General features: G+C 36.6%; 13 protein-coding genes. 4 read left to right on the forward strand and 9 right to left on the reverse strand.

Annotation, left to right across the window (positions count from 1 at the left end; genetic code table 11):
- The first annotated feature begins 172 nt into the window (after positions 1–172).
- Positions 173–1072 (forward strand): fatty acid desaturase, encoded by a 900-nt coding sequence (locus QP953_RS23840; RefSeq protein ID WP_052592862.1) that lies wholly within the window; start codon positions 173–175, stop codon positions 1070–1072.
- A 13-nt stretch (positions 1073–1085) separates the two neighbouring features.
- Here QP953_RS23840 and QP953_RS23845 read toward each other — a convergent pair whose 3' ends face one another.
- From QP953_RS23845 to QP953_RS23855, 3 genes are all read right to left on the reverse strand, one after another.
- Positions 1086–2417 (reverse strand): D-arabinono-1,4-lactone oxidase, encoded by a 1332-nt coding sequence (locus QP953_RS23845; RefSeq protein WP_309553174.1) that lies wholly within the window; start codon positions 2415–2417, stop codon positions 1086–1088.
- Between the two features lie 252 nt (positions 2418–2669).
- A complete protein-coding gene (locus QP953_RS23850) occupies positions 2670–3863 on the reverse strand; it encodes an amino acid deaminase/aldolase (protein WP_309553175.1) in 1194 nt (397 codons plus the stop codon).
- 41 nt (positions 3864–3904) lie between these two features.
- A complete protein-coding gene (locus QP953_RS23855) occupies positions 3905–5716 on the reverse strand; it encodes a neutral/alkaline non-lysosomal ceramidase N-terminal domain-containing protein (RefSeq protein ID WP_052592855.1) in 1812 nt (603 codons plus the stop codon).
- A gap of 212 nt (positions 5717–5928) precedes the next feature.
- Here QP953_RS23855 and QP953_RS23860 point away from each other — a divergent pair, with 212 nt between their 5' ends.
- Positions 5929–6624, forward strand: coding sequence for a DNA alkylation repair protein (locus QP953_RS23860; RefSeq protein WP_309553176.1), 696 nt, complete (start codon positions 5929–5931; stop codon positions 6622–6624).
- Positions 6625–6654: 30 nt separating this feature from the next.
- A complete protein-coding gene (locus tag QP953_RS23865) occupies positions 6655–6981 on the forward strand; it encodes a hypothetical protein (RefSeq protein ID WP_052592851.1) in 327 nt (108 codons plus the stop codon).
- Positions 6982–7497: 516 nt separating this feature from the next.
- On the opposite strand, the gene QP953_RS23870 is transcribed toward QP953_RS23865, so the two are convergent.
- The 5 genes from QP953_RS23870 to QP953_RS23890 form a co-directional block, all read right to left on the reverse strand.
- A complete protein-coding gene (locus QP953_RS23870; protein ID WP_156039636.1) occupies positions 7498–7662 on the reverse strand; it encodes a hypothetical protein in 165 nt (54 codons plus the stop codon).
- Between the two features lie 198 nt (positions 7663–7860).
- Positions 7861–8340 carry an Hsp20/alpha crystallin family protein gene (locus QP953_RS23875; RefSeq protein WP_309553177.1) on the reverse strand — a complete coding sequence of 160 codons (480 nt, stop codon included), beginning with the start codon at positions 8338–8340 and terminating at the stop codon, positions 7861–7863.
- Between the two features lie 241 nt (positions 8341–8581).
- Positions 8582–9499, reverse strand: coding sequence for a hypothetical protein (locus QP953_RS23880; RefSeq protein ID WP_052592847.1), 918 nt, complete (start codon positions 9497–9499; stop codon positions 8582–8584).
- A 453-nt stretch (positions 9500–9952) separates the two neighbouring features.
- Positions 9953–11926, reverse strand: a complete 1974-nt coding sequence (argS, locus tag QP953_RS23885) for an arginine--tRNA ligase (RefSeq protein WP_309553178.1) — start codon at positions 11924–11926, stop codon at positions 9953–9955.
- Between the two features lie 231 nt (positions 11927–12157).
- A complete protein-coding gene (locus QP953_RS23890; protein WP_309553179.1) occupies positions 12158–15412 on the reverse strand; it encodes an AsmA-like C-terminal region-containing protein in 3255 nt (1084 codons plus the stop codon).
- Between the two features lie 279 nt (positions 15413–15691).
- Here QP953_RS23890 and QP953_RS23895 point away from each other — a divergent pair, with 279 nt between their 5' ends.
- A complete protein-coding gene (locus tag QP953_RS23895) occupies positions 15692–16294 on the forward strand; it encodes an alpha-ketoglutarate-dependent dioxygenase AlkB (RefSeq protein ID WP_309553180.1) in 603 nt (200 codons plus the stop codon).
- A 127-nt stretch (positions 16295–16421) separates the two neighbouring features.
- Here QP953_RS23895 and QP953_RS23900 read toward each other — a convergent pair whose 3' ends face one another.
- A complete protein-coding gene (locus tag QP953_RS23900; protein WP_309553181.1) occupies positions 16422–21626 on the reverse strand; it encodes a T9SS type B sorting domain-containing protein in 5205 nt (1734 codons plus the stop codon).
- Between the last annotated feature and the right edge of the window lie 408 nt (positions 21627–22034).

The raw sequence follows: 22034 nt of genomic DNA on the forward strand, positions 1-22034 counted from the left end.
TAGGGTTTCAAATTAGATTTTAAATTTTTTATTCAAAAAAAATTATTTCATAGAAATATTCAGATCAAAAATTGGTATTTTACCATGCCACTAAGCCTTTGTTTTTAAGTGCCAAAACATCAAGATTATGCAAGAAAGTTTCTACAAAAGTCCCCATATAAATCCCCAAGTCATGCAAAAACTCTTGAAGAAAAATAATACGACTGCTTTAAGTCGTTTTATAAGTATGTATAGTCTTTTTGTAAGTATGGGGATAGGAATTGTGTGGAGTTGGAATCATTCTACCATCCTATTAATTGTTTTTTTATTAATATTTGGAATGTTAGTTTGCAGTCTTTTTGCCTGTCAACATGAATGCGTACACAACACAGCCTTCAAGTCTCCCCAACTCAATCGAATCATCGCTTTTATAACTGGACTTAGCTATATCTACCCCTCTAGTATTTTCAGAGAATTACATTTTACACATCATCGCCATACCCACGAACCTGGTCTAGATCCAGAAATATCATTGGGCGGCAAAGCCATTCCCTCTGTTGTAAGCAGTTTACCTTTTTACCTAACTTGGTTATCGGGCTTTCCTCTATTTATGTTCAAACTAGGAATGACGATTGTTGGAGCCTTGGGAATGCCAGAGTTTATGCGCAAAAATGTCTATCCGTTTATCCGTCCAGAAGTTCGTTTAAAAATAGTCTTAGAATCTTGGGCAATATTGATGGTGCAATTGAGCATCGTTGGATTGGCTCTATTTGTTAACAATGGCTTTTGGGGATTGTTCGTAGGTTTATTAATTGGGCATTGTATGTTGGCAAGTTACACCGCAGCAGAACACAACGGACTTCCTCACGAAGGTTCTATTTTAGAAAAAACGAGAAGTATTGCTGCGCCCTCCTTTGTCAAGTTCTTAATGTGGAACATGCCGTACCATGCCGAACATCATGCTTATCCTGCGGTTCCTTTTCACGCCTTGCCCCTATTGCACCAAGAAATGAAAGATGAATTAAAACACAAAGATCAAAACCATCCTAAATTTCATTGGATGGTGTTTAAAAACACTACAATTGGCAAGTAAGGAACAATATTATCTATTCTAATCCAAAGACTTTCTTAAGATGAGGATTCAAAAATAGTTCATTAGGGTCTAATTCTGCTCTAAGTGCCAAAAAGTCATCCCATTTTTCGTAAGTAGCCGATAAACTCTCTGCTGTTCTTGTGTGCATTTTACCCCAATGTGGTCGCCCGTCATAACGCATAAATAAAGCTTCCATCTCTTTAAAATAAGGGTTGTGTTCAGCCGCTGCTGGCACATGAACAGCAATATAAGCCGAATCTCGCCCATAAGCTGGACTCAACCAAATATCATCTCCTTTTACAAAACGGCATTCCACAGGAAAAAACACCTCGTATTCCTTTTCCTCCAACAGATCTTTGAACGCTCGAATACAAGTTTTAAAGTGCTCTATCGGAATATTATATTCCATTTCTTTGAAACGCACATCACGAACAGTTGCATAAATTTCGTGGCTATAATCTATGGTAACACCTTTGGGCACTGCTTTTGCCATCCATCGACCCAATGTTTTGGTCAAACTAGGAAAAGCACCCCCAACTTTACAGACCAATTTCATAACTGTATTTTCCAAAAATACATCATTGATATGAGCTAAAATTTTATTGTGTTTGATAGGCTTATCTGTGACATTGGACTCTTTTAGTTGCAATTGATTGGAATATGGGAAATAATAAAATTCAAAATTTCTGTTTTTTTGATTGTAAGCTTCTAACGCATCTAACGTTTCATAAAAATCATTGGCAGAGGATTTATATTCCAATTTGTAAGCTTCTACTACATTAAAAGTTATTTTAGTAATTACTCCTAAAGCCCCTAGTGACACTCTTCCTGCCGCAAATAATCTTGCATTTTCATCCTTAGAACAATTAAGAATTCTACCATCGGCAGTAACAATTGTAAAGGCAACAATCTCTGTGCTAACATTTCCGAAAGCAGTTCCTGTGCCATGTGTCCCCGTAGCCGTTGCCCCCGCCAAGCTCTGAACATCAATATCGCCCAAATTAATCATAGCTACTCCAAACTTAAACAACGCTGCATTTGCCTTATTAATCGACGTTCCTGCCCAAGCTGTTGCCTGCAAATTATCTTTGTCTACGTCAATAATTCCCGTCATATAAGTAAGCGATAGAATAAAGCAATCCGTTGCTATCAAAGGCGAAAAAGAATGCCCTTCTCCAACCACCCGTATCTGTTTTCCTTCTCTTGCTGCCAACTGAATCACTTCGATTATGTCCGCCTCTGTTCTAGGATAAAAAATATGCTCCGCAACACACGCTACATTACCAGCCCAATTAGACCATTGGGTTCCTTTTTTAGCAACGCTCTTGATAAGTCCTTCTATCATTTCAGCAAATTAATTGATGTTATAGTAATAAAGTGAATTAGTTGCCCTCGCTCACAATTTTCATTTAGAACAAGCTAATGAATTATAAACTAACTCCGTGCAATATCGTTCCGTTAAATTGGAAGCAATTATTGTATAAAAATCAACAAACTATTGTAGCTAATAAAGCTACAAAAAATTTAATATTTTTCCGATAACTTTAATCACCCTCCATTGATTTTATGGTTATTATAAAAATAACTATTCGCATCATTACAAAAAGCATTGCCCTGCTCCTCTATACGTTTCTGTTTTTTCTACTACTTTACCTCCTTTCAGCAATAACAACTCGTTGAATCGCTCGCATAGTTCTCCAGCCTTACTATGTCGAAAAAAAATAGGGTCGCCAATCTGCAACGATTCTTTTCCTTTATAATAAATAGGCGTTTGAACTTCGCCTGCCATTTCATTGGGGTAGAGTTCACAACCATCGGGAAGATAGGGTTTGGGTAATTTGTCGATCCCCAAAGGACCAGAAGCAACATAACCACCTCCCAAACAAGTATAAATTTGTTGTTGCGGTTGACGCACTATCTCTATGGCATACCCTGACGCTGGCAAATGTTGAAAATGCTCGTAATTGTCAAATAAAGTAGGGGTATAAAATCCTGAGCCCACAGCTACTTCTGTAATGCCCTCCTCTTCGCTAGTCACTTCCACACTTCCAGTCCCTCCTCCATTCACAAAGTCTAGTGCACCAACTGCCTCCTTTACCAACTCGATTGCTTTTCCTCTGCGCTCTCGTATTTCCTTAATAGAGCGTCTTTGTAATATTCTGATCAACCTATTTTTAACTCCTTGATGCGGCACTTGATTTCCTACCCCTGCAATTTGTGCTTCATAACCCATTATCCCCTTCAAGTTTACAAAAGGGAATTTTTTCAACTGCTCCAAATAGATTTTAACAGATTCTAGGGTACACAAACTAGATCGATAAACGCCAAAATGCAACCCAGGAAAATCACTAGAAACATCCAAATCCATGCAAATAGGAATTTTCAACTTCAAGCGTTCACCAATTTTATTAATCTGCTGAAGATGCTCTAACTTATCCGTCATTAAATAGATTTTTTTCCCTTTTTGAACTTCTTGGGCAACGCCTTCTATATGCTTTGCCTGAAACGTAGGATAAGCAACCAACAGATCGTCAAAGCCTTGGCGACTCAACCAAACCGCTTCGGTTGCTGTAAAACACATAATCCCCTGATATTGTTCGCTATAATCCAATATTCGACGCATCAACTGAACACAGCGAATCGACTTAGATGCAATCCGAATATTTTTTCTATTGGCACGCTCTAGAATATCTTTTATGTTTTGATCAAAAAAATCTAAATCAACATAGGCAAAGGGCATTGCTTGTCCTTCAAATGCATTTTTATAATATGGATAAGTTCTTTTCTTCATTAATTATTGATTAGGATAGTGATTACTAATAACACCGTTTATTAAACCGCTTCTTCTTCGTCTTTTTCTTCTTCTTCCTCTCCCGATTCAAGCAATTCATCCGTAGCCTCTAAGGCAGCCAATATACCTAAGTCATCCATACCTGTCCAAATATCCTTCATATCGAATATTTCGGGCTGTAAGGCAACCTTCTTTCGATCTTCAGGGGCTTTCAAAAGTTCCTCTGCCATCTGTCTAAACTTCATCTGATAAGCCGCTAAAGTCCATTTGCCAAACAGCGTATGACCTCCCTCATACAATTGCAAACGATACTCTTCGTAGGTGGTAATATAGCCTGCATAAGAATTCGCATAAGGAGACAATAAAACTTCTGAAACGCCTCGTTCTTCTAGTACATTTGCTACCGTCTTGCGCAAGCGAGCTCCTGCAATCGTTGTTATTTCTGAAGGTACGCCCACAATTGCCATATTGCCAATAATAAAAATTTGCAATGGTAAAATTTTAGGTATCCAAGGTGTTTTTTTCCCATAACCTACCTTATTGGCAAATTTGATAAATTTAATCGACGGATCAACAAATCCAGGAACGACCAACTTCTCAGGATGTATAGCGCCTGCTGTTACCCCTGTTGCATGATTAATAACAATTGCCTTAGGGTGATGCGCATTATAATAACCAATTACTCTTTTCTGACGTGCCTCGTCTTTGCTCATTCTAGCTGCCATCACTTCGACTTGACGAATTGATCCCAAAAACACACGAACTGCTTGCCCTACAATTTTAGCTGCTCCTTGACCATCTGTGGTTCCTTCCAAAAAAGACATTCCCCAAGTTGGATCACTTGTCGTTTCATGTTTTAGCCCTCCTGTATAAGATTCGTCAATACCAACATCCGACATATCTGCATACATCAATAAATAATCAATATCGCCTTCTATTTTTTTACCAATCTTAGAAGCAGATTCAAAAATCTCTTTGGCTTTATCGCTTTGCAGTTTTCCATTATAAGCCGCACTTTCGTAATCATCCAAATGCTTTCCACGGTACTCTCTATTTCTACGATCCCATATAAAGTTAGGGCTAATATCTCCTGCTGCATCTTGTGCAAAACCTGTTACAATATCTTTGTTATCATATTTCTCTTGAAGATAATTTTCAAACATATCAGCTGCATATCCTTTATTATCATAACAAACCTTGCGATAGCGATTTGAAACACTAGTTGTGTGTACGCCAAACCAGTTCAAACTACCAATAGGTTTCCCATCAGCATCATCAAATCGCAATAATTTCATGGTTCGATCAGCAGCCAAATGACGTTTTTTCATAGGAATACGTACGCCAACTTCTGGGTTTTGATTGTAAGCACGAATAGAACGATTAAAACATATTTCAGCGTCCTTATCAAACATAGCTTTGTGATGGCTGATATTGCCAGGTTTCTTATTCTTATCTGCTAGGACAATAGCATCAAAAATAGCATTTGCATAACGCATACAAACATCCTCTTTAAAACCAGGGGTTGTAAAATTATACGCCAAATGTTGAGTATACCCACCCGCCGCACTGTGTGTATGCTGTGCTGTAATCATTACATTTGCATCCGAATAGCCCAATTCTGGTTTTTCCGACACTAAACGAGTAAGCACTCTGGTTTTAAGATAGTTTGTTGAAAAACAGAAATCTGCATTCACAAAAACAACTTTTTTATGGTCATTTTCAACAACAAAAGCACGTGCATATTGGGGAGTTTCTACACCTTCTATTTTATGAAAATGCATGCCATACCCTAACATTCCTGCTCCTTCTTTAAAATAGGTCATCTCGACCTTGCTAACGCCAATTTTATACATATATACTAGTCCCGTTTGTAAAATAAACTTGAGTTTGAAGTCTTCTCTAAGCTATCTTTTTTTTTTATAAATGGATTGATTTTTTGTACCTTTTCAACAGCAAAAATCATGTCAAATTTTAACTAACTGTTTAATTAAATAAAAAATTTTATTTTATTTTTGATTTTAATAATCACCGTATTCTCAATTGGTTGCTACAAATCGTTTTCTACATGGATTCACAACAAATTACAGCAGAGTTAAGCACTTTTCTAAGTGCTCACCAAAACCCAGTAGACGCCCCTATTATGGCTGGCTATATGCGCAATCAATTTGATTTTTTTGGATTAAAAAAACCTGCTCGCCAAAAATTATGTAAATCGTTTTGGGAAACAAGAACACGCCCTACCCTAGAGGAACTTCCCTCACTTGTTCAGGCTTTATGGGAAAGTCCTTATCGTGAATTACAATACCACGCATTAGATCTTATGCATCAATCTATCAAAAAATTATCTCCTAGTTGGTTAAACCTATGGGAACAACTTGTGGTTCAAAAATCTTGGTGGGATACAGTAGATTATTTAGCTCCAAGGCTTATTGGAGCAATGCTTTTAAAATATCCAAAACACACCATTCCTTATACCAAAAAATGGATTGAGTCAGACAATTTTTGGTTGCAAAGGGTAGCAATTATATTTCAATTAAAATACAAAGATAAAACCAATCAACAAATCTTATTCGATTATATTTTAGGTCGTGCAGATTCCAAAGAGTTCTTTGTTCAGAAAGCTAGTGGTTGGGCATTGAGAGAATATTCCAAAACTAACGCAGAAGCGGTGATACACTTTACAACATCTTACCAAGACTTGTTGTCGCCTCTTACTTATCGTGAAGCTAGAAAATGGATGAAAAAACAAGACTTGATTTGAGCCTGCTAACATAAACATCACCGCACCAATATGACCGTTTTCTTTATTCCCAATTACTCCGAAATCAAACAAGTTCATGCTTGGGTTCCACCCCAACCTTGCAGTTTAATGCTGCAACTTGAATTACATACAAATCAAAAAATTAAAATTGATTTTTTACCCAACCTTGACGATGACTTAATTCCTTATACAACACCTCGTAGAATATATCTTAACAATGCCATGCTTCCTTTGCAATCTAAAGCAGAAAAAGAGATTCTTTGTTTATTACAGCAATTTATTGATGATAATTTACTAGGGCATAAAGAAGGCTTGGAAAATCTTGTCGCTAAAGAAATGATTGCTTTTTTTCATTAAACTCTTTCTTTCCTAAAATAAGAAAAGCTATCTCGAATATATCAAGACAGCATAATTTCTTCTTTGAGGTTTCTTTGTCGTGACCTATAGCGCCTACTGGTACTAATCTTCGCATCTATCGTCAAGTGACCTTCCTATTTTTAAGTAGTCTTAGACTACTATTGTGTTGTAATTTCTATATCTTTATAACACTCAAACCTCCAGTTTTGTTTAACTTTTTTTGAAAAAATTTGCGTTTTGTTTAACTTTTTTTTTTCGAAAGAAGTATCAATTTATAAATGGAATTGTCTATCATTTCTAAAAATAGAGGTGCCTCTTAAAACAAAAAAAGCCATCTCGATATATCAAGATAGCACATTTTTTTTCTTTGGGTTGTCTTAACGTGACCTATAGCACCTTGGGGTGCTAATTTTCGTATCTATCGCAAAGCGACCTTCTTATTTTTAAATAGTCTTAAACGACCACTCTTCTGTTGTAATTTCTATGTCTTTATAACATCCAAACCTCTAGTTTTGTTTAACTTTTATTTTTTTCTCTAGAGATTACTTTTGGCATAAAATCAACCGCTTCTAAATTGGGACGTACTTTTCCAACTCCCCCCACATCTTTTGAGATGGAAAAATGGTCGTTTCGGAACGAATCCGAAACGACTTGAAACCTATAATTACTACTACTACTCATTATTTTCTTGTTTTAAAGGGTGAACAATTGGCAACTACTTATTGCTTATCTTCTATTGTATACATCATCTACGCTTCTTTCTATCTAAGTAGCTACCAAGGAAACTTGTGCGTTTATTCTTACTAATACGATTTACTTCGCAAAATCGCTTTACTTAGTTTGCTGCGCTGCTACTGCGTGGTTTCAACAGCGTAGTGCTTACAGAACATCAATATTTAATTTTGTTTCTTCTACTTCCTTTTTAGGAATTGAAATAACCAAAACTCCAGCTTCATAACTTGCTTCAATTTTATCAACATCGACTGCTTTTTCTGGGATAGTAAATGCTCTTTTAAAAGAACGGCTTGCAAATTCACGATGCGTATAGCTCTCTTTTTCTGTTTTTTCGCCTGCCCCTTCTGTCGCTTTTTCCTCAACTTTCTTTGCAGCAATTGTCAAGGTACTATCTTCTAACTCTACCGAAAAGTCTGACTTTTTGAAGCCAGGTGCAGCCACTTCGATAAAATAATGCCCTGCTCTATTTTTGATGTTTACCGCTGGTGTGTTGGTATAAACTGGATTGCAGGTATTTTTGTTCTTAGCTTGCTTGGCAAAAAAGTCATCCGCAAATAAATCGTTCCATAAACTAGGAAAAGTATTGATTGTTGGTCTATTGAAATTTCTTGTTACTAATCTCATAATTGTTGTGTTGTTTAATGTCAATCATCTTTCAACGTTTATCTATTTGAACAAGATGATTAATGGTTGTATTGTTAAAATATTTTTTGTTGTGTTGTTGCTTTTCTATTAGTCAAATCCAATACCAATCAAAAAAAAAGAACACAAAGCGACAAAAAGTACAAAAAACACAAAAACAAATGACAAAATGACATTAAAACCTTCATTAAAGGTGCCATTATGACACTAAAACAGTTTACAATTACCGAAATAGACTTTGATAAAAATAAGAATTCAACAATTTTCGTTGATAATGTGCCACTGCCTGCCCCCTCAATGAGGCGTTTTCTGCCACTCGATATTGATAATTTGCCGAATCATTTTGGAAATAAATCTTATTATCTAGGACTTGCAGAAAAAACAGCACCTTCCCTCCTTTTTCCTCACTATAAATTTGCATTGCTATATTATTTAGAAACTGTTTGTATATTTTCTTAGGATATTTTGTGCGTAACAAATCTGTTAGATAGTCAATCGCCTCTTTATCAATCGTACCATAAGTTCCTGCTACTGCACCAAAAGCATAAGGCATCAAATAATTAATGGCTTGTTCCGACTGCCCTAAAGCTTGATAACATTTTGCAAATATTTTATCGTGCTCCAATTTATTCTGTGCAGCAATGGTTCTCCAATTTTTTTCCAACGAGTCGACATAACTCTGATGAAAAATCAAAGCAGTTGAATAATCTTCCTCTTGCATGGCAATATTACGAAGCCCCACTAATGCTGTTAATTTAGCTCGATCTGCAACTAAACCTTGTGCAAAATAATCTGCCACAAATTCTGTTTCTAGAACTTTGTCATAGTACAATTTCGCCACCTCATAGTTCTGCATCAAAAAGGCTTCTTCTGCTAGTAAATTATACAGTTTGGCACTGTACTCTTCCTTGTCACAGCCGTATTTTTGCAAAGCTAAATCACTTGCACGATAGCGTGCATTTTGCCCTTCTTTAGCGATCAGTTCTTTGTAATAATGTTCAATATTGGAAATTGGTGGCGCCAATAAGTCTGGGGTATCAGCTGTTTCACAAGCCAATAACCCTGCCTCTATTTCTTGTGCGACCAAATGTTGAGTGGATATTGCCCAAACGGCAATAAAAACAATCTTAAATAATTGCATACATTGAATGATTAATCCCTAATTGTCTCTATTTAAGAGACTTTATAAAACTTGTTTTGTAATCCTTTGACAACTCACCTAGCCTCGGTAAGTTATTCGTTCAATGTATTAGTTTGTCTTATAAGTAAGTATTGTTTTATTTAAAAATAAGGGATTCTTCAGACAAAGGTATCTATTAGATCGTTTATTTCCTGTTCTCTGACTTAACAAACAAAGTGTGTTATAAGTAATAAAAAGTCGTATGACAATTTCTATTTCCCTATTTAAGTAAACTCTACTTTTTATATTTTAGTATTTGAAAAAAGGACTTTTAGTATTTTTTTAACCAATTATTTGAAATCCAAAGCAAGGTTGGAAATTATTTTCTGGAATCTAAATAAGTCCTCTCTACAACAAAAAAGCAATCTAACACAAAATGCTAGATTGCTCTATGATCACTAAAATCGTTTTTCACTACATTCTATCTGGCATTTGCATACCAATTAGCTGCCCCGCAGCTTTGAGTGCTACCGCCACCGCTTTGCTCATATCTAAACGGAAGGAAGTTGCCGCAGGATTAGCCGCATCCAAAATCGTTGTATTTCCCCAGAACTTATGAAATTCTTTTGCCAAATCGTAGAGATAATTCGCAATATCTGCTGGATTGTAATTTTGAGCCGCCTTTTCAATAGTACTTGGTAATTCGTGTACTAAGACAAGAATATCACGCTCTACATCGCTCAATTGATAATGATCATACGACACCAATTCTATCCCTTTCTCTACCACCATTCGCTGAACAGACTGCGTTCTTACGTGTGCATTTTGAATATAAGGTCCGGTTTGTCCTTGCAAGTCGATTGATTGCTTAGGATCAAATGTCATGGTTTTTCTAGGCTCTACTTTTAAGATATAAAATTTCAAAGCTCCCAAAGCAACTGCCTCCCAAATTTTCACCTTTTCAGCTTCCGTTAACTCCGTCAATTTCTCTCTACTTTCAGATTCCGCTTTTACATTTGCAATAACATCAGCCATCAAATGATCGGCATCTACTACCGTTCCCTCTCTAGATTTCATTCTACCAGTTGTCAAATTGACCATTCCGTATGACAAGTGGTGACAATTATTGGCAAAGCTATGCCCCAAACGTTTCAAGGTTTCAAACAACACCTTAAAATGATAATCTTGTTCATTCCCCACAACATACACCATTCTATCCATTCCAAAATCTTGGAATCTCAAAGCAGCAGTTCCCAAGTCTTGTGTAATATACATAGATGTTCCATCACTTCTCAAGACCACTTTTTCATCCAATTTGACATCGGTCAAATCTATCCAAGTAGAACCATCATCCTTTTTAAAGAAAATAGAGTTTTCAGACTTCAATTCATCAACGACCAATTGTTTGCCCGACAGATAGGTTTGGGATTCGTAATACAACTTATCAAAATTAACCCCTAAGGTTTCATAGGTTTCCTTAAACCCTTCATAAACCCAGTTGTTCATTGTATTCCAAAGGTTTTTGATTTCTGCATCATTTGCCTCCCATTTTTGAAGCATATTCTTAGCTGCAGTCCCCAATACACTATATTTATTAAAATACTTATTCTTATAAACCTCTTTATAAAAATAGTTTTTCAAATTGTATTTAAGGCTTAATTCTTTTTCTGTTGGAACAGGAATATCATTTTTTTCTGCCTCTTTTATTGCTTTTTGCTTTTGCTTTTCAATGGCTTTTTCTGCTTTTTTAACATTCTTTTCATTGGATAGCCATTCTGTCAAATGCTGCTGACCAACTTCTGTTTCTTGCCAAGCCGAATACTCTTGTTGAAAATGCTTTTCAAATTCCACATAATAGAAACCAACGAGATGATCTCCTTTCATTTGGCTAGAGGCAGGTGTTGCGCCATTACCCCATTTTTGCCAAGCCAACATCGACTTACAAATATGAATCCCCCTATCGTTGATAATTTGAACTTTTTTCACATCGTATCCCGCTGCCTTAAGAATTTCAGCCGTTGCATAGCCCAAAAGATTGTTTCTAATATGCCCTAAATGCAACGGTTTATTCGTATTTGGAGAAGAATATTCGACCACCACCGTTTCGTTTTTTGAAGGATGTTGTCCATAAGCTTCACTTTTTAAAACCTCTTTCACAAAATCGGTCCAATAGGCATCTCCTATACTCAAGTTACAAAAACCAGGTCCCGCCGAAATAGCATTTGCAATCACCTTGCTTTGCGCCATTAACTGAGTAGCCAATTCAGCAGCAATCTCGTTAGGTTTCTTTCCTAATACTTTGGCAAAAGGAAATGTGATGACACTATAGTCTCCTTCCAAGTGCTTGGGAATTTGTTTGATTTGAACCTGATTTAGTTCTATTTTTTTATCATAAAGCGTTTCAATGGCTTTAGATACATTTTCCTTTATTGTTAATTCTATGTTCATGTTACTCTTGTTAATAATTTGCTAGACGTTGCCTTTTCACTATTTAAAATCAAGATCTTTAAAAGATAATAATCCTATCTGCTTCTAGTTTCACAAAGATAATGATATAAACCATTTTAACAATAAAAAATTCCCTTTGCCCAGAATACAGCACTTCCAATAAAAACAAATGCTCTACTCCTAAGACAAATATTTCCTAAGAGCAGAGCATTCTATTCAAAGCTTAAAAAGCTATTTCGGTCCAAAAGGATTTTTAAATTTACCAAAAGGATTTGTTTTTTTATCGTCTCCTTTTTTGTTCCCATCTTTGTTTTTATCTCCGCCCAAAAGACCACCAGGATTTTTAAGAATATTTCCAGGATTTTTGATAATCTTACTTGGGTCGATATTCTTTAAGCTATCAACAACAGAGCTTGGATCTTTTACCGCCTGTTGTGCCAACTGTTTTGCCTTTTCTTCTGCTTCTCTTTTCAAACGTTCTTGTTCTGCTTTTAGTTTTGCTTCTGCCTCTGCACGAATTCGTTCTGCTTCCGCTTTTGCTTTTGCTTCTATTTCATCCTTTACCTTTTGCGCTTCTTCTTTAACAGCATCCACAGCTTGCCCAGCCAACCCTTTGTCACCGTTTCCTCCTGCTCCTAATAATTTGACATTAAATTTAGGCTTCTTAACCGTTCCACCGACACCTACATTTAGATTTAAATACTCACTATCCTGTATCTTTATACCTAATTTATCTGCTTGTGCGCCCAAAGCTCCTAAACCTGCACTGACAGCATTATTCGCAGCTGCGCCTGCGGCATTCTTAGATAAAAGCTCACGAGGAACACGCATTTTCATATCATAATCCAACGTATTGTCTAAACCATGTGACCCTCCAAAAATGATATCCATTCCTTTTACGGCATACGTTGCAGGATCAATTTTCAAACGTCCATCTTCTATCGTAAAGAAATTGGTTGTATTTCCTAAATCCAATGTACTTAAATCTTCCATATTAAGTTTATCACTCAAGGCGTCCAAACTTTTGTTATTCTTAATCGTAGTATTAAATGTCTTTAAAATTCCCTTCGCAGACAAAGAACCTAAATCTGGGTATAAATTTTTATCCAAAACACCATTGATTTCAAATTCAGAATTGAACTGCCCATAGACAGATTCTAAGATTGGCAAAAATCGTTTAGACAGCCCTACTTGTTTTGCAATTTTTTGAATATCTACCTTTGAGGCATCGTACCCAAACTTAAATTTGGGGTTAGCAGGGTCTTGCGTATCATACTTCCCATTCATAGCCATTGCACCACCAAAAGCATTTGCTCTCAACGCATTAATATCCAATATATGATCATAAACATGCGCCTCTGCTTGAACATTCTTCAGATTATAAGTATCATAAATCAATGTTTTAAACGTTGCATAAAGCGTAAAATTAATATTGCCAGGGATTTGCATTGGTTCTAGATCATTTTCCACTTGACTCAAATCATCAGGCACCTCATTAATTTCTTCTTCTTTTTCTACAGCCGTTCCATCCTCAGACATAAACTGATTTAAATTCATATAATTAGAATACAAAGTGAGTTCTCCATCTATGATTTCATCCGCAAACAAATAGCCGTAAATATTCTCCAAAGTACCTTTTGCCCTCAAATCTACTTTCCCAATCATCAAGCTCATATCTTTTAGTTCTGCTCTCATTGGTGCAAAACTACCTTTAGCTGTAAAGTTCTTAACATCATAAACATCATACTTTACCTGCTTCAAGTCTACATCCATCCCAAATTCAAAACTATCAAAGATTGGTGCTTCTTTGGAGCTTGTCGTATCTTGCATACTGGTTGCTAACTCTTCTTCTGAAGTGGTTTTAGAGGACTCTTCTGAAGTAGAAGTTGCCCCACCTGCTGCTTCTAAAATTTCATTAAAATCTAGCATATTAGAGATGACTTTTAGGTCTCCTCTCATGATTTTATCTCTAGAAAAATAGGTTAAAATGTTATCCAACTTTCCGCTAGCTTTGACATCGCTTTTCCCTACTTTTAAATCGAAATTTTGTAAATCAACATTATTCGGCGTAAAATTGAGTGCCATTGTATGAATCTTTACAGGAGGCAAATTCGCAGATACATAGTTAGCATTAGAAACAATCACCAAGCCTTTCATCTTAACCTTATCGTATTGTTTATTATTGACATAAGACATCTTTGTATTGGTCTCTAAGTTGGCTTTAACAATTCCTGAAAGCTTTGAAACACCTTCCATTGGAAATGCCTTTCCTAATTCGGTCAGATTGATAGTACCATCTATTTTAGCTTCCACATCAGGGTCACTAATAGGAGTACGCAGTTTCAACATAGCATCAAAAGGATTCAAACCAATTTTAACATGAAACTGGCTCACATCAATAGCCATCTTATCTAAATTTGAAGAAGGACTTTTTACCGATATCTTAGTATTAATATCTTCTACAGGCAATGGCAAATCAGGGTACTGAAACTCTGCATCTTTGACCGATAAATCAATTCCAAACGCAGGATAACTCTCTTTTTTAGTATTTAAAATTCCTTTTGCATAGCCGTTAAATTTAAAATCTCCTTTGGTTTTAACAGAAGAAAAATCTTTGGTATAGGCTGCTGGAATCATAGACAAGACTTCTGAAAATGCTGTATTCGGAGCATTGAATTTCAAATCCATTTTCAAATCATCCTCAGATGGTTGAGCTACCTCTCCATCCAATTTCAAGACAAGGTCATTCAAACGAAAGGTATTATCTTGAATTTTGTAGACCTTTCTCCCTAAATCTATATTGGCATTAAAATCTACATTAACTGCTGCCTTTTTCAAATAAGAAACTTGCCCCATTGCAATCGTTAATGCCTCAATATCTGTTTCTGTTTCCAAATCAAATACAGTTGTTGAGAAATCACCACTACCATTATGATTCAAATTTTTGACTTCAACATAAATCTCAGCTGTTCTGTCATCATAAACAAAATTTGTATTTTCTACCGACCAATAATCAATAGCCAATTCTAAATCGCTGCTTCCGCCTTTTTCTTCTTTCGAAGGTTCGGTCTCGAATATATCATAATTTGCTTTACCATTTCTCAATACTTTTATATACAAATCCGCATCACTTAGAGTAACACCATTAATGCGATATTCTCCATTATAAACATCCATCAGATTCAGTGTAAAGTAAAAATTGCCTATTTGAGCCAACTTTTTTCCTTCAAACTCCTCTTTTCCTGTTACGGATAAATCACCAATATTAAAACTAAAATTAGGGAATGTCCACAACAATGATAAACTCACTTGATCATTATCAAAATCTAAATCTGCATTAATTTGTTCATTGGCAAATTCTTTTGCTCTATCCAGAATTTCATCCTTAAAGAAATAAGGAATTGCTATCAGTGCCCCAATAATTAGAATAAGAATAACGCCTATTACTTTGAGAACTGTTTTTACTATCTTTCCTGCTTTTGCCATAACGTGTGTGTTTTTATCTATTAGCGGTCTTGCTAGTAGATTTTAATCGATATTATTTAATTTTTTGTGGGTAAAAATAAACTTTGTCTGTCACTAAATAAACACATCTAGTTGTCTTAAAGTTGTATCTTTAATCCAGTAATCTTCTTTTAAAAGTAGTTCTAAGTATTTATTCTGCTAATTTATCAATTAATATTTCAGAATATATGTTGTATATATGGAGAGCTAATACAAGATAATTATTCACTTTTGAAATATCAACTAAAAATCCTTTTTTAGATGAAGAGCTCCAAAAATAAAGCCATTTCTATATTAAGCCAATCAGATAACATTCTTTATTACAATAATTTTTTATCGACAGTTGAAGCCCAAGTATTGTATCAAAAGTTGCTTCATAATTTAGATTGGCAACAATACCCTATTCGTATGTTTGGGAAGACTATTTGGCAACCTAGGCTGATTGCTTGGTATGGTGATAAAGGCATTCAGTACACCTATTCTCAAACGACTTTAACCGCAGAAGGTTGGGACAATGATTTAAAGCAGCTTCGAGAAAAATTACAACATGAATTACAACTAAATTTTAACTCTGTACTTGCCAACTTGTATAGAGATGGTCAAGATAGTATGGGGTGGCACAGCGATGATGAAAAAGAACTAGGAACACAGCCTACAATAGCATCTATTAGTTTGGGGACTGCCAGAAAATTTCAACTGCGCCAAAAAGAAGATCATAAAATAAAAACTACCGTATTGCTAGAACCGGGTAGTCTCTTGCTTATGCAAGGAGATAGTCAACATAAATGGCAACACCAAATTGCTAAAACAAAACGTATTACAACACCTAGAATCAACCTTACTTTTCGAAAAATTCAACCTTAAGTATTTGTACAAAAGTTCTTTTTGATCACTTACCTAATACCCCCTACTACACATGCACCTACTACATACAAAAAGCGACCACCCGAATTGGGCAGTCGCTTTAATATATTTCGATAATAATTGATTCTTATCGTATCAATGTAAATTCACCTCTAATTAAGATTGGGTTACCTACAGAAGGAATATATTCAAATACATAAACATACACATCTTGTGGTTGAGGTACTCCATTAAATGTACCATCCCAGAAGTGATTAACAGTATCATCATACATTAATTGTCCCCAACGGTTGTAAATCTTAAATTGAATTACCTTATCAGACATTTGCAAACCAGCAGGTTGGAATAAATCGTTAATTCCATCGTTATTTGGCGTAAAGGCTGTTGGCATTCCCATGTAAGATTCTACAGTTACCATTACAGAGTCTACAGCCGTACAAGGTCCAGCTGTTGCAGAGAATGTCAACCAAGAACTACCATTACCAGGATTACCTGTGGCATCAGTAGCAATTGCCGTAGAATCTGTAATATCTACGATTGCAGGGTTGCTTTCTGACCAAGTATAAACAGGGTTAGCGTGATTTGTCACAACCCCTCCACTAATAGGAACAACATCATTTACTTGAATAGTTGCTGTTTTTTGACCTGCACTTACAATCCATGCATTAACAGTCAACGTAACATCTACTACTGTAATAGATTGTGTTACGGTACAAGAACCAGATGTTGCTGTCACAGTATATGTTCCAGCAGGCATTCCAGAAATATTCTGAGTAGTTGCTCCATTAGACCACAAGTAAGTAGTTGTTGCTGAATCACCTGTTACTAATGTTACATTTGCATAAGAAGACAAGTCTCCGTTACAAATAATATCATCTTTATCTGTAATTGCAATTTGTAAGGTACTACTGTTCATTGTCAAAGGACCTACTGTTTGTGTACATCCTTGATAAGTAACATCACAAGTATATGCCACACCAGCACTCAAACCAGTAGCCGTTGCTGTTGTTTGTCCATCACTCCACAAGTATGTAAATGGACCAGCAGGACCATCTGTCACAGTACCTGTCACCGTAATACTACCATTTGACAAGTTACAAGATGGATCATTTTGTGCTGTAAAGCTAGCTGAGAAATTAGGCTGAATCAATACAGTATCACCAATTGCAGAACAACCTGTCGCTGCATCTGTAACGGTTACAAAATATGTTCCCGCAGCCAAACCTGTAGCAGGGTTGGTTGTTTGAGTATTGGACCAATTGTAAGATAAAGCGCCAGTAGCTCCTACTGTTAGTACAGTAGCATCTCCATCACTACCACCACAAGTTGGGTTAGTAACATTAAATCCAACAACGTTCAATGGGCTTGCCTCTTGTACGATTGCTGTTCCAGTTGCTGTACATCCATTTGAAATACCTGTTACAGTAACATCGTATGTACCCAAGCCTAAACCAGTAATCAAAGCTGTTGTTTGTCCATTTGCATTTGGAGACCACTGATAAGTATATCCCGCAGGGTCACCGGTAGCCGCTACAGTAATTTGTCCTACAGAAGTACCACATCCAGTATTAATTACAGGCATAGCTGTAATACTTACGGTTGGGCTACCTGTAACCAAAACACTATCTACTGCTTGACAACCATTCACATCTGTTACCGTAACAATTGCCATACCTGAAGGCAAGTTAGTAGCTGTTGGTCCAGTAGAAGTACTGTTAGCCCAAGTGTAAGTATAGTCATTGGCACTACCTACCATATTAAAGGTAGCAAAAACAGTAGCCGTACCATCTCCAGCACAACTTGTACTTGGTGTAGAGTTTAGCGTAATTGCAGGAGCAGCAGGGAATGGAGAATTAATAGTTACTGTTAAAGTATCCATACAACCATTCGCATCTGTCAAAATTACATCATAGTTGCCACGTGCCAATCCAGTAGCTGTAGCCGTTGTTTGTCCATTTGCAGCAGCATCCCATTGGAAGTTATACGAAGGAGTTCCTCCCGTAGCAAGAACAGTTCCTGTTCCATCTGCATCGCCAAAACAAGTCGTTAAAGTTGTATTATCTAAAGAAATAATCAGTGTATCTGGTTCTGTAATTACTAATGTATCAGAATTGGTAAAGCAACCAAATGTATCTGTCAAGTAAGCATAATATACTCCCGCAGATAACCCTGTAAAGGTAGCTGTTGCTGGTGATGTTCCAGCAGGAGTAACAAATGGAGTTCCTATTTGAGCACCAGAAGTGTCAAATAAAGTTGCGGTATAACTAGGATGATCTCCTAAAACCCCTCCATCAATATCAATTGTCATCGTTCCATCGTTCGAACCATTACAAGTTAGATTAGTAATTGTTGAAGTCGTTGGCATTGGACAAGGTGTCGTGCAACATTCTAAATATGCAGCGGCATTTGTTGGACAAGGGCCTGCACCACCAACAGCACGAACTAAAATATTAGCACAATCGCCATTTGTCAATCCTGTAACTAAGTAAGAACTATCAGCCAATGGTCTAGGAGTCCAAGTCAAACCTGAATCTAAACTATATTCCCATCCTGTTGCTCCTGGAGAACCACCCCACTCAAACAATACAGTTGTTGCTTGATTAGCAGGCGTACCACAAGAAACAGTTGGAACTGGAATTTGGCTATTCACAAATATTTCTACCGAATCTGTTAAGATACATCCCTTTTCGTTAATTTGTGCTACAAAAGTAGTTGTAGACGGAGGGAATGCATCTGGGTTGTATGCTGCTGCATCAGAAACAGCAAATCCTGGTGTCCAGTTGTATGTAATTGGTCCAAATAAGAATGCCACACCTGGTGTGAAACGGAAAGCATCATTGTTTGCCGACCAGTTAGCAACTCCATTACGACCTGGCACGGCAAAACCTGCTGTACCATCATTATTTTCGATACCTTGTGTAGTAACATCAAAGGCAGCACCTGTAATAGAAGTACTGTGGATATCAATTATATTGGTTCCTTCGTGCAACACAATTTGCCCTGACACGTTGCTAGCACCACCAAAACGAGGTACGTTGATGTAATTAACAATCAACTGCCGGTTCGGTGCAGTACCTACTGTAAAGTATTCGATAGTACCACCAGCACCTGGATTCAAATCTTCCCAAGCTAAGGCAATGACATTATTTGGTCCAGGACCATTATCAGGCACTAATTGTCCTGAACAACACCCATGAGGCGAAGCCAAATTAAATGAAATAAATCCATTTGAACTAATAATAAATTGAGTATAGGTATTGCAGAAAAACTCAAAGCTAAATCCGATTGGTAATGCTCCTGTAATTCCATCATCTGGCAACGATACAGAAGTTCCCGAACCTGCAACAGGTCCGTATGGAATTGGATCTACTGTATACGTACTACATGCTGTTGGGTCAATTACAATAATAGAATCTGAAAGTACAGCTGTTAATTGGGTTGTATCTCCAGGACAAATAGTATCTTGAGCAGCACTCACTAGAGGTATAGCATTTCTCCAAGTTAATTCAATGCTATCCGAACCTGTACATAATCCATACGTATAATTAACCGCATAAGTAACCGCATCTCCAGGTCCTCCACTTACGATCGCATCTGGATTATTGACACTAGTACTTGTCAAATTACCTAAATAACTTGATGGATTGGCTGTCCAAGAGTACACCCCATTTACCAAATCAATACCTGGTCCAGAAATCGCTGTATTAAACGAAACGGTATCAGGTTGATTATTTGGACACAGAGAAGTATCTGTTGCAAATATATTCAAACTTAGTGGCAAAGCACTTAAGAAGATAGAAACGGAATCTGTTGTCACACAACTTGTCCCTGTAACAGGGTCTGGTGTTGTTGTAAAGGTAACTTGTAAAGTAATTACTTCTCCATCTAAAGTTGTTGAAGGAACGTCTACTAATGGGTTAGGAATTGTATCATCACTAAATGTTATACTAGGACCTGATAATTGAGTCCAAGAGAAAGTTCCTGCTGCTAATGCTCCGACCGAGGAGAAACTATTCGCATTCATTTGTATTTGTTGGGCAATACCAGGACAAATTGTGGTATCTGAAGCTGTCACTTCAACCCCTGGTATAATCAAGTTATAACCTAAAATTTGGTCTCCTGGAATAGGACAAGCACCATCGGTAATACCTATCGTAAACTGGTTGACACCAATATTAGATGGAACTGCTTGTACTTGAACAAATAGTTTTGCACTATCTGGTCTAAAAGGAGCTGTGTTTTGTAAAATAAGCGAAGCGCTAGATCCAAATACTTGATTAATGTTCGTATTTGCAGGATTAATTTGAATCGTATCTCCATCAGGATCTGTCAAAATCAATTCGAAGATTAAAGTTTCCCCTGCACAAACAACAAATGTATTTGCTGTCGTATCATAAGAACCTCCGTTTAATACCAATGGAGAGTTAGAACCTACTGGAGAGGTACAGTTCGCATTATTCAAAACAACCATTTGAATATCACGTTGTACATATCCCATTGTATCGCCATTAATAATTTGGTAAATTGTTACTGCTGCTACAGCGATTTGTGTTTGGTTTGGTGCAAGACAGAAAGACATTTGTCCTGTCACACTATCCAATACAAAGCTATTCGCAGGGTTAGTAACTAAGGGCTGTTGAACTGTTTGCGGTGCCGCATGAGGAATACAGTTATTAGCTCCTTGCAATGGACAACTCATCGCATACCGCAGCGAATCATTCTCTGGATCAAAAGCACCGTGATTATAATCGTAACATTGTCCTGCACAAAAATAAGGCGTTGGGTTTGATGTAAACGTCGGAGAGCTATTACATATAGTACTGTTAATCCCTGCTTCGATGTAAAAAGAAGCTTGGTTTAATGCTAAGTTTGTAATCGCAGCATTTCGACAACAACTAGACCAACTAATTACCCAATCTGTACAAGTTTGAGGTAGAGTAATTGTATCTCGATAAACATGTGCCTCAATTCCAGGAAGTGTTCCACCTGGTTTACAAGCTGAATTTGCTAATTCAGGAGCACATAGTTGAGATGCTTCATAAAAAGTGTCTCTTGGCAAACCAATATTAGGAGGAGTAACCCCACAACTAGCAGACGTAAGACCAATAAATTCTGTAGTTCCCATTCCTGCACCAACACAATCTCGATATATTGTTAGAGTAACAACGTATCGGTTATTACCAACACATTCATAAGTGAGATCTGCACCAGCAAAATGAGAAGCGTTCGCATCTTGACTGCCGAAGACAAAAAAGCCCAAAGCTAGTAAGAGGATACGCGAATAACGCCAACATCGTTGCGCTAAACTTGGAGGAAAATTTTTGCTATCCAAAACTATATGATTTAGTAGTTAAAAAAATAATATATGTATTACGTATAATAGTAATCCTCTATAGGACGTTGTTCTTGTTGGGGTGACCGTCATTATTTTATTAACCTTAAGAATAGCTTCCAACAAGTAAAAGTAGCTTTATACTTTTCTAAAAATGTAATAAAACTACAATACACAGCGCTTTCTATTTCTTGAGAATCTCTCAAAGTTACATTTTAATCACCAAGAATTAAAATAACAAGTCAATTTTAACGGAGATATTTTAACATTTTGTAAAGAATTTATTGTTTTAAGATGGTTTTTTAGTAGTTTTTTATACGGTAAATCACCTCTAACACCTCATTTTATACGCAAAAAAACTCTTTACAACTTTTCAACACTTACCCGCCCCGATGTAAATCAAACGTT

It is taken from the genome of Aureispira sp. CCB-E (assembly GCF_031326345.1).
Lineage (GTDB): Bacteria > Bacteroidota > Bacteroidia > Chitinophagales > Saprospiraceae > Aureispira.

Bases quoted from the DNA above. Each gene is read 5' to 3' on its own strand.
- QP953_RS23895 (WP_309553180.1), top strand. From the start codon at position 15,692: ATGAAGAGCTCCAAAAATAAAGCCATTTCTATATTAAGCCAATCAGAT.
- argS (WP_309553178.1), bottom strand. From the start codon at position 11,926: ATGAACATAGAATTAACAATAAAGGAAAATGTATCTAAAGCCATTGAA.
- QP953_RS23860 (WP_309553176.1), top strand. From the start codon at position 5,929: ATGGATTCACAACAAATTACAGCAGAGTTAAGCACTTTTCTAAGTGCT.
- QP953_RS23870 (WP_156039636.1), bottom strand. From the start codon at position 7,662: ATGAGTAGTAGTAGTAATTATAGGTTTCAAGTCGTTTCGGATTCGTTC.
- QP953_RS23840 (WP_052592862.1), top strand. From the start codon at position 173: ATGCAAAAACTCTTGAAGAAAAATAATACGACTGCTTTAAGTCGTTTT.
- QP953_RS23845 (WP_309553174.1), bottom strand. From the start codon at position 2,417: ATGATAGAAGGACTTATCAAGAGCGTTGCTAAAAAAGGAACCCAATGG.
- QP953_RS23880 (WP_052592847.1), bottom strand. From the start codon at position 9,499: ATGCAATTATTTAAGATTGTTTTTATTGCCGTTTGGGCAATATCCACT.
- QP953_RS23850 (WP_309553175.1), bottom strand. From the start codon at position 3,863: ATGAAGAAAAGAACTTATCCATATTATAAAAATGCATTTGAAGGACAA.
- QP953_RS23855 (WP_052592855.1), bottom strand. From the start codon at position 5,716: ATGTATAAAATTGGCGTTAGCAAGGTCGAGATGACCTATTTTAAAGAA.
- QP953_RS23865 (WP_052592851.1), top strand. From the start codon at position 6,655: ATGACCGTTTTCTTTATTCCCAATTACTCCGAAATCAAACAAGTTCAT.
- QP953_RS23890 (WP_309553179.1), bottom strand. From the start codon at position 15,412: ATGGCAAAAGCAGGAAAGATAGTAAAAACAGTTCTCAAAGTAATAGGC.
- QP953_RS23875 (WP_309553177.1), bottom strand. From the start codon at position 8,340: ATGAGATTAGTAACAAGAAATTTCAATAGACCAACAATCAATACTTTT.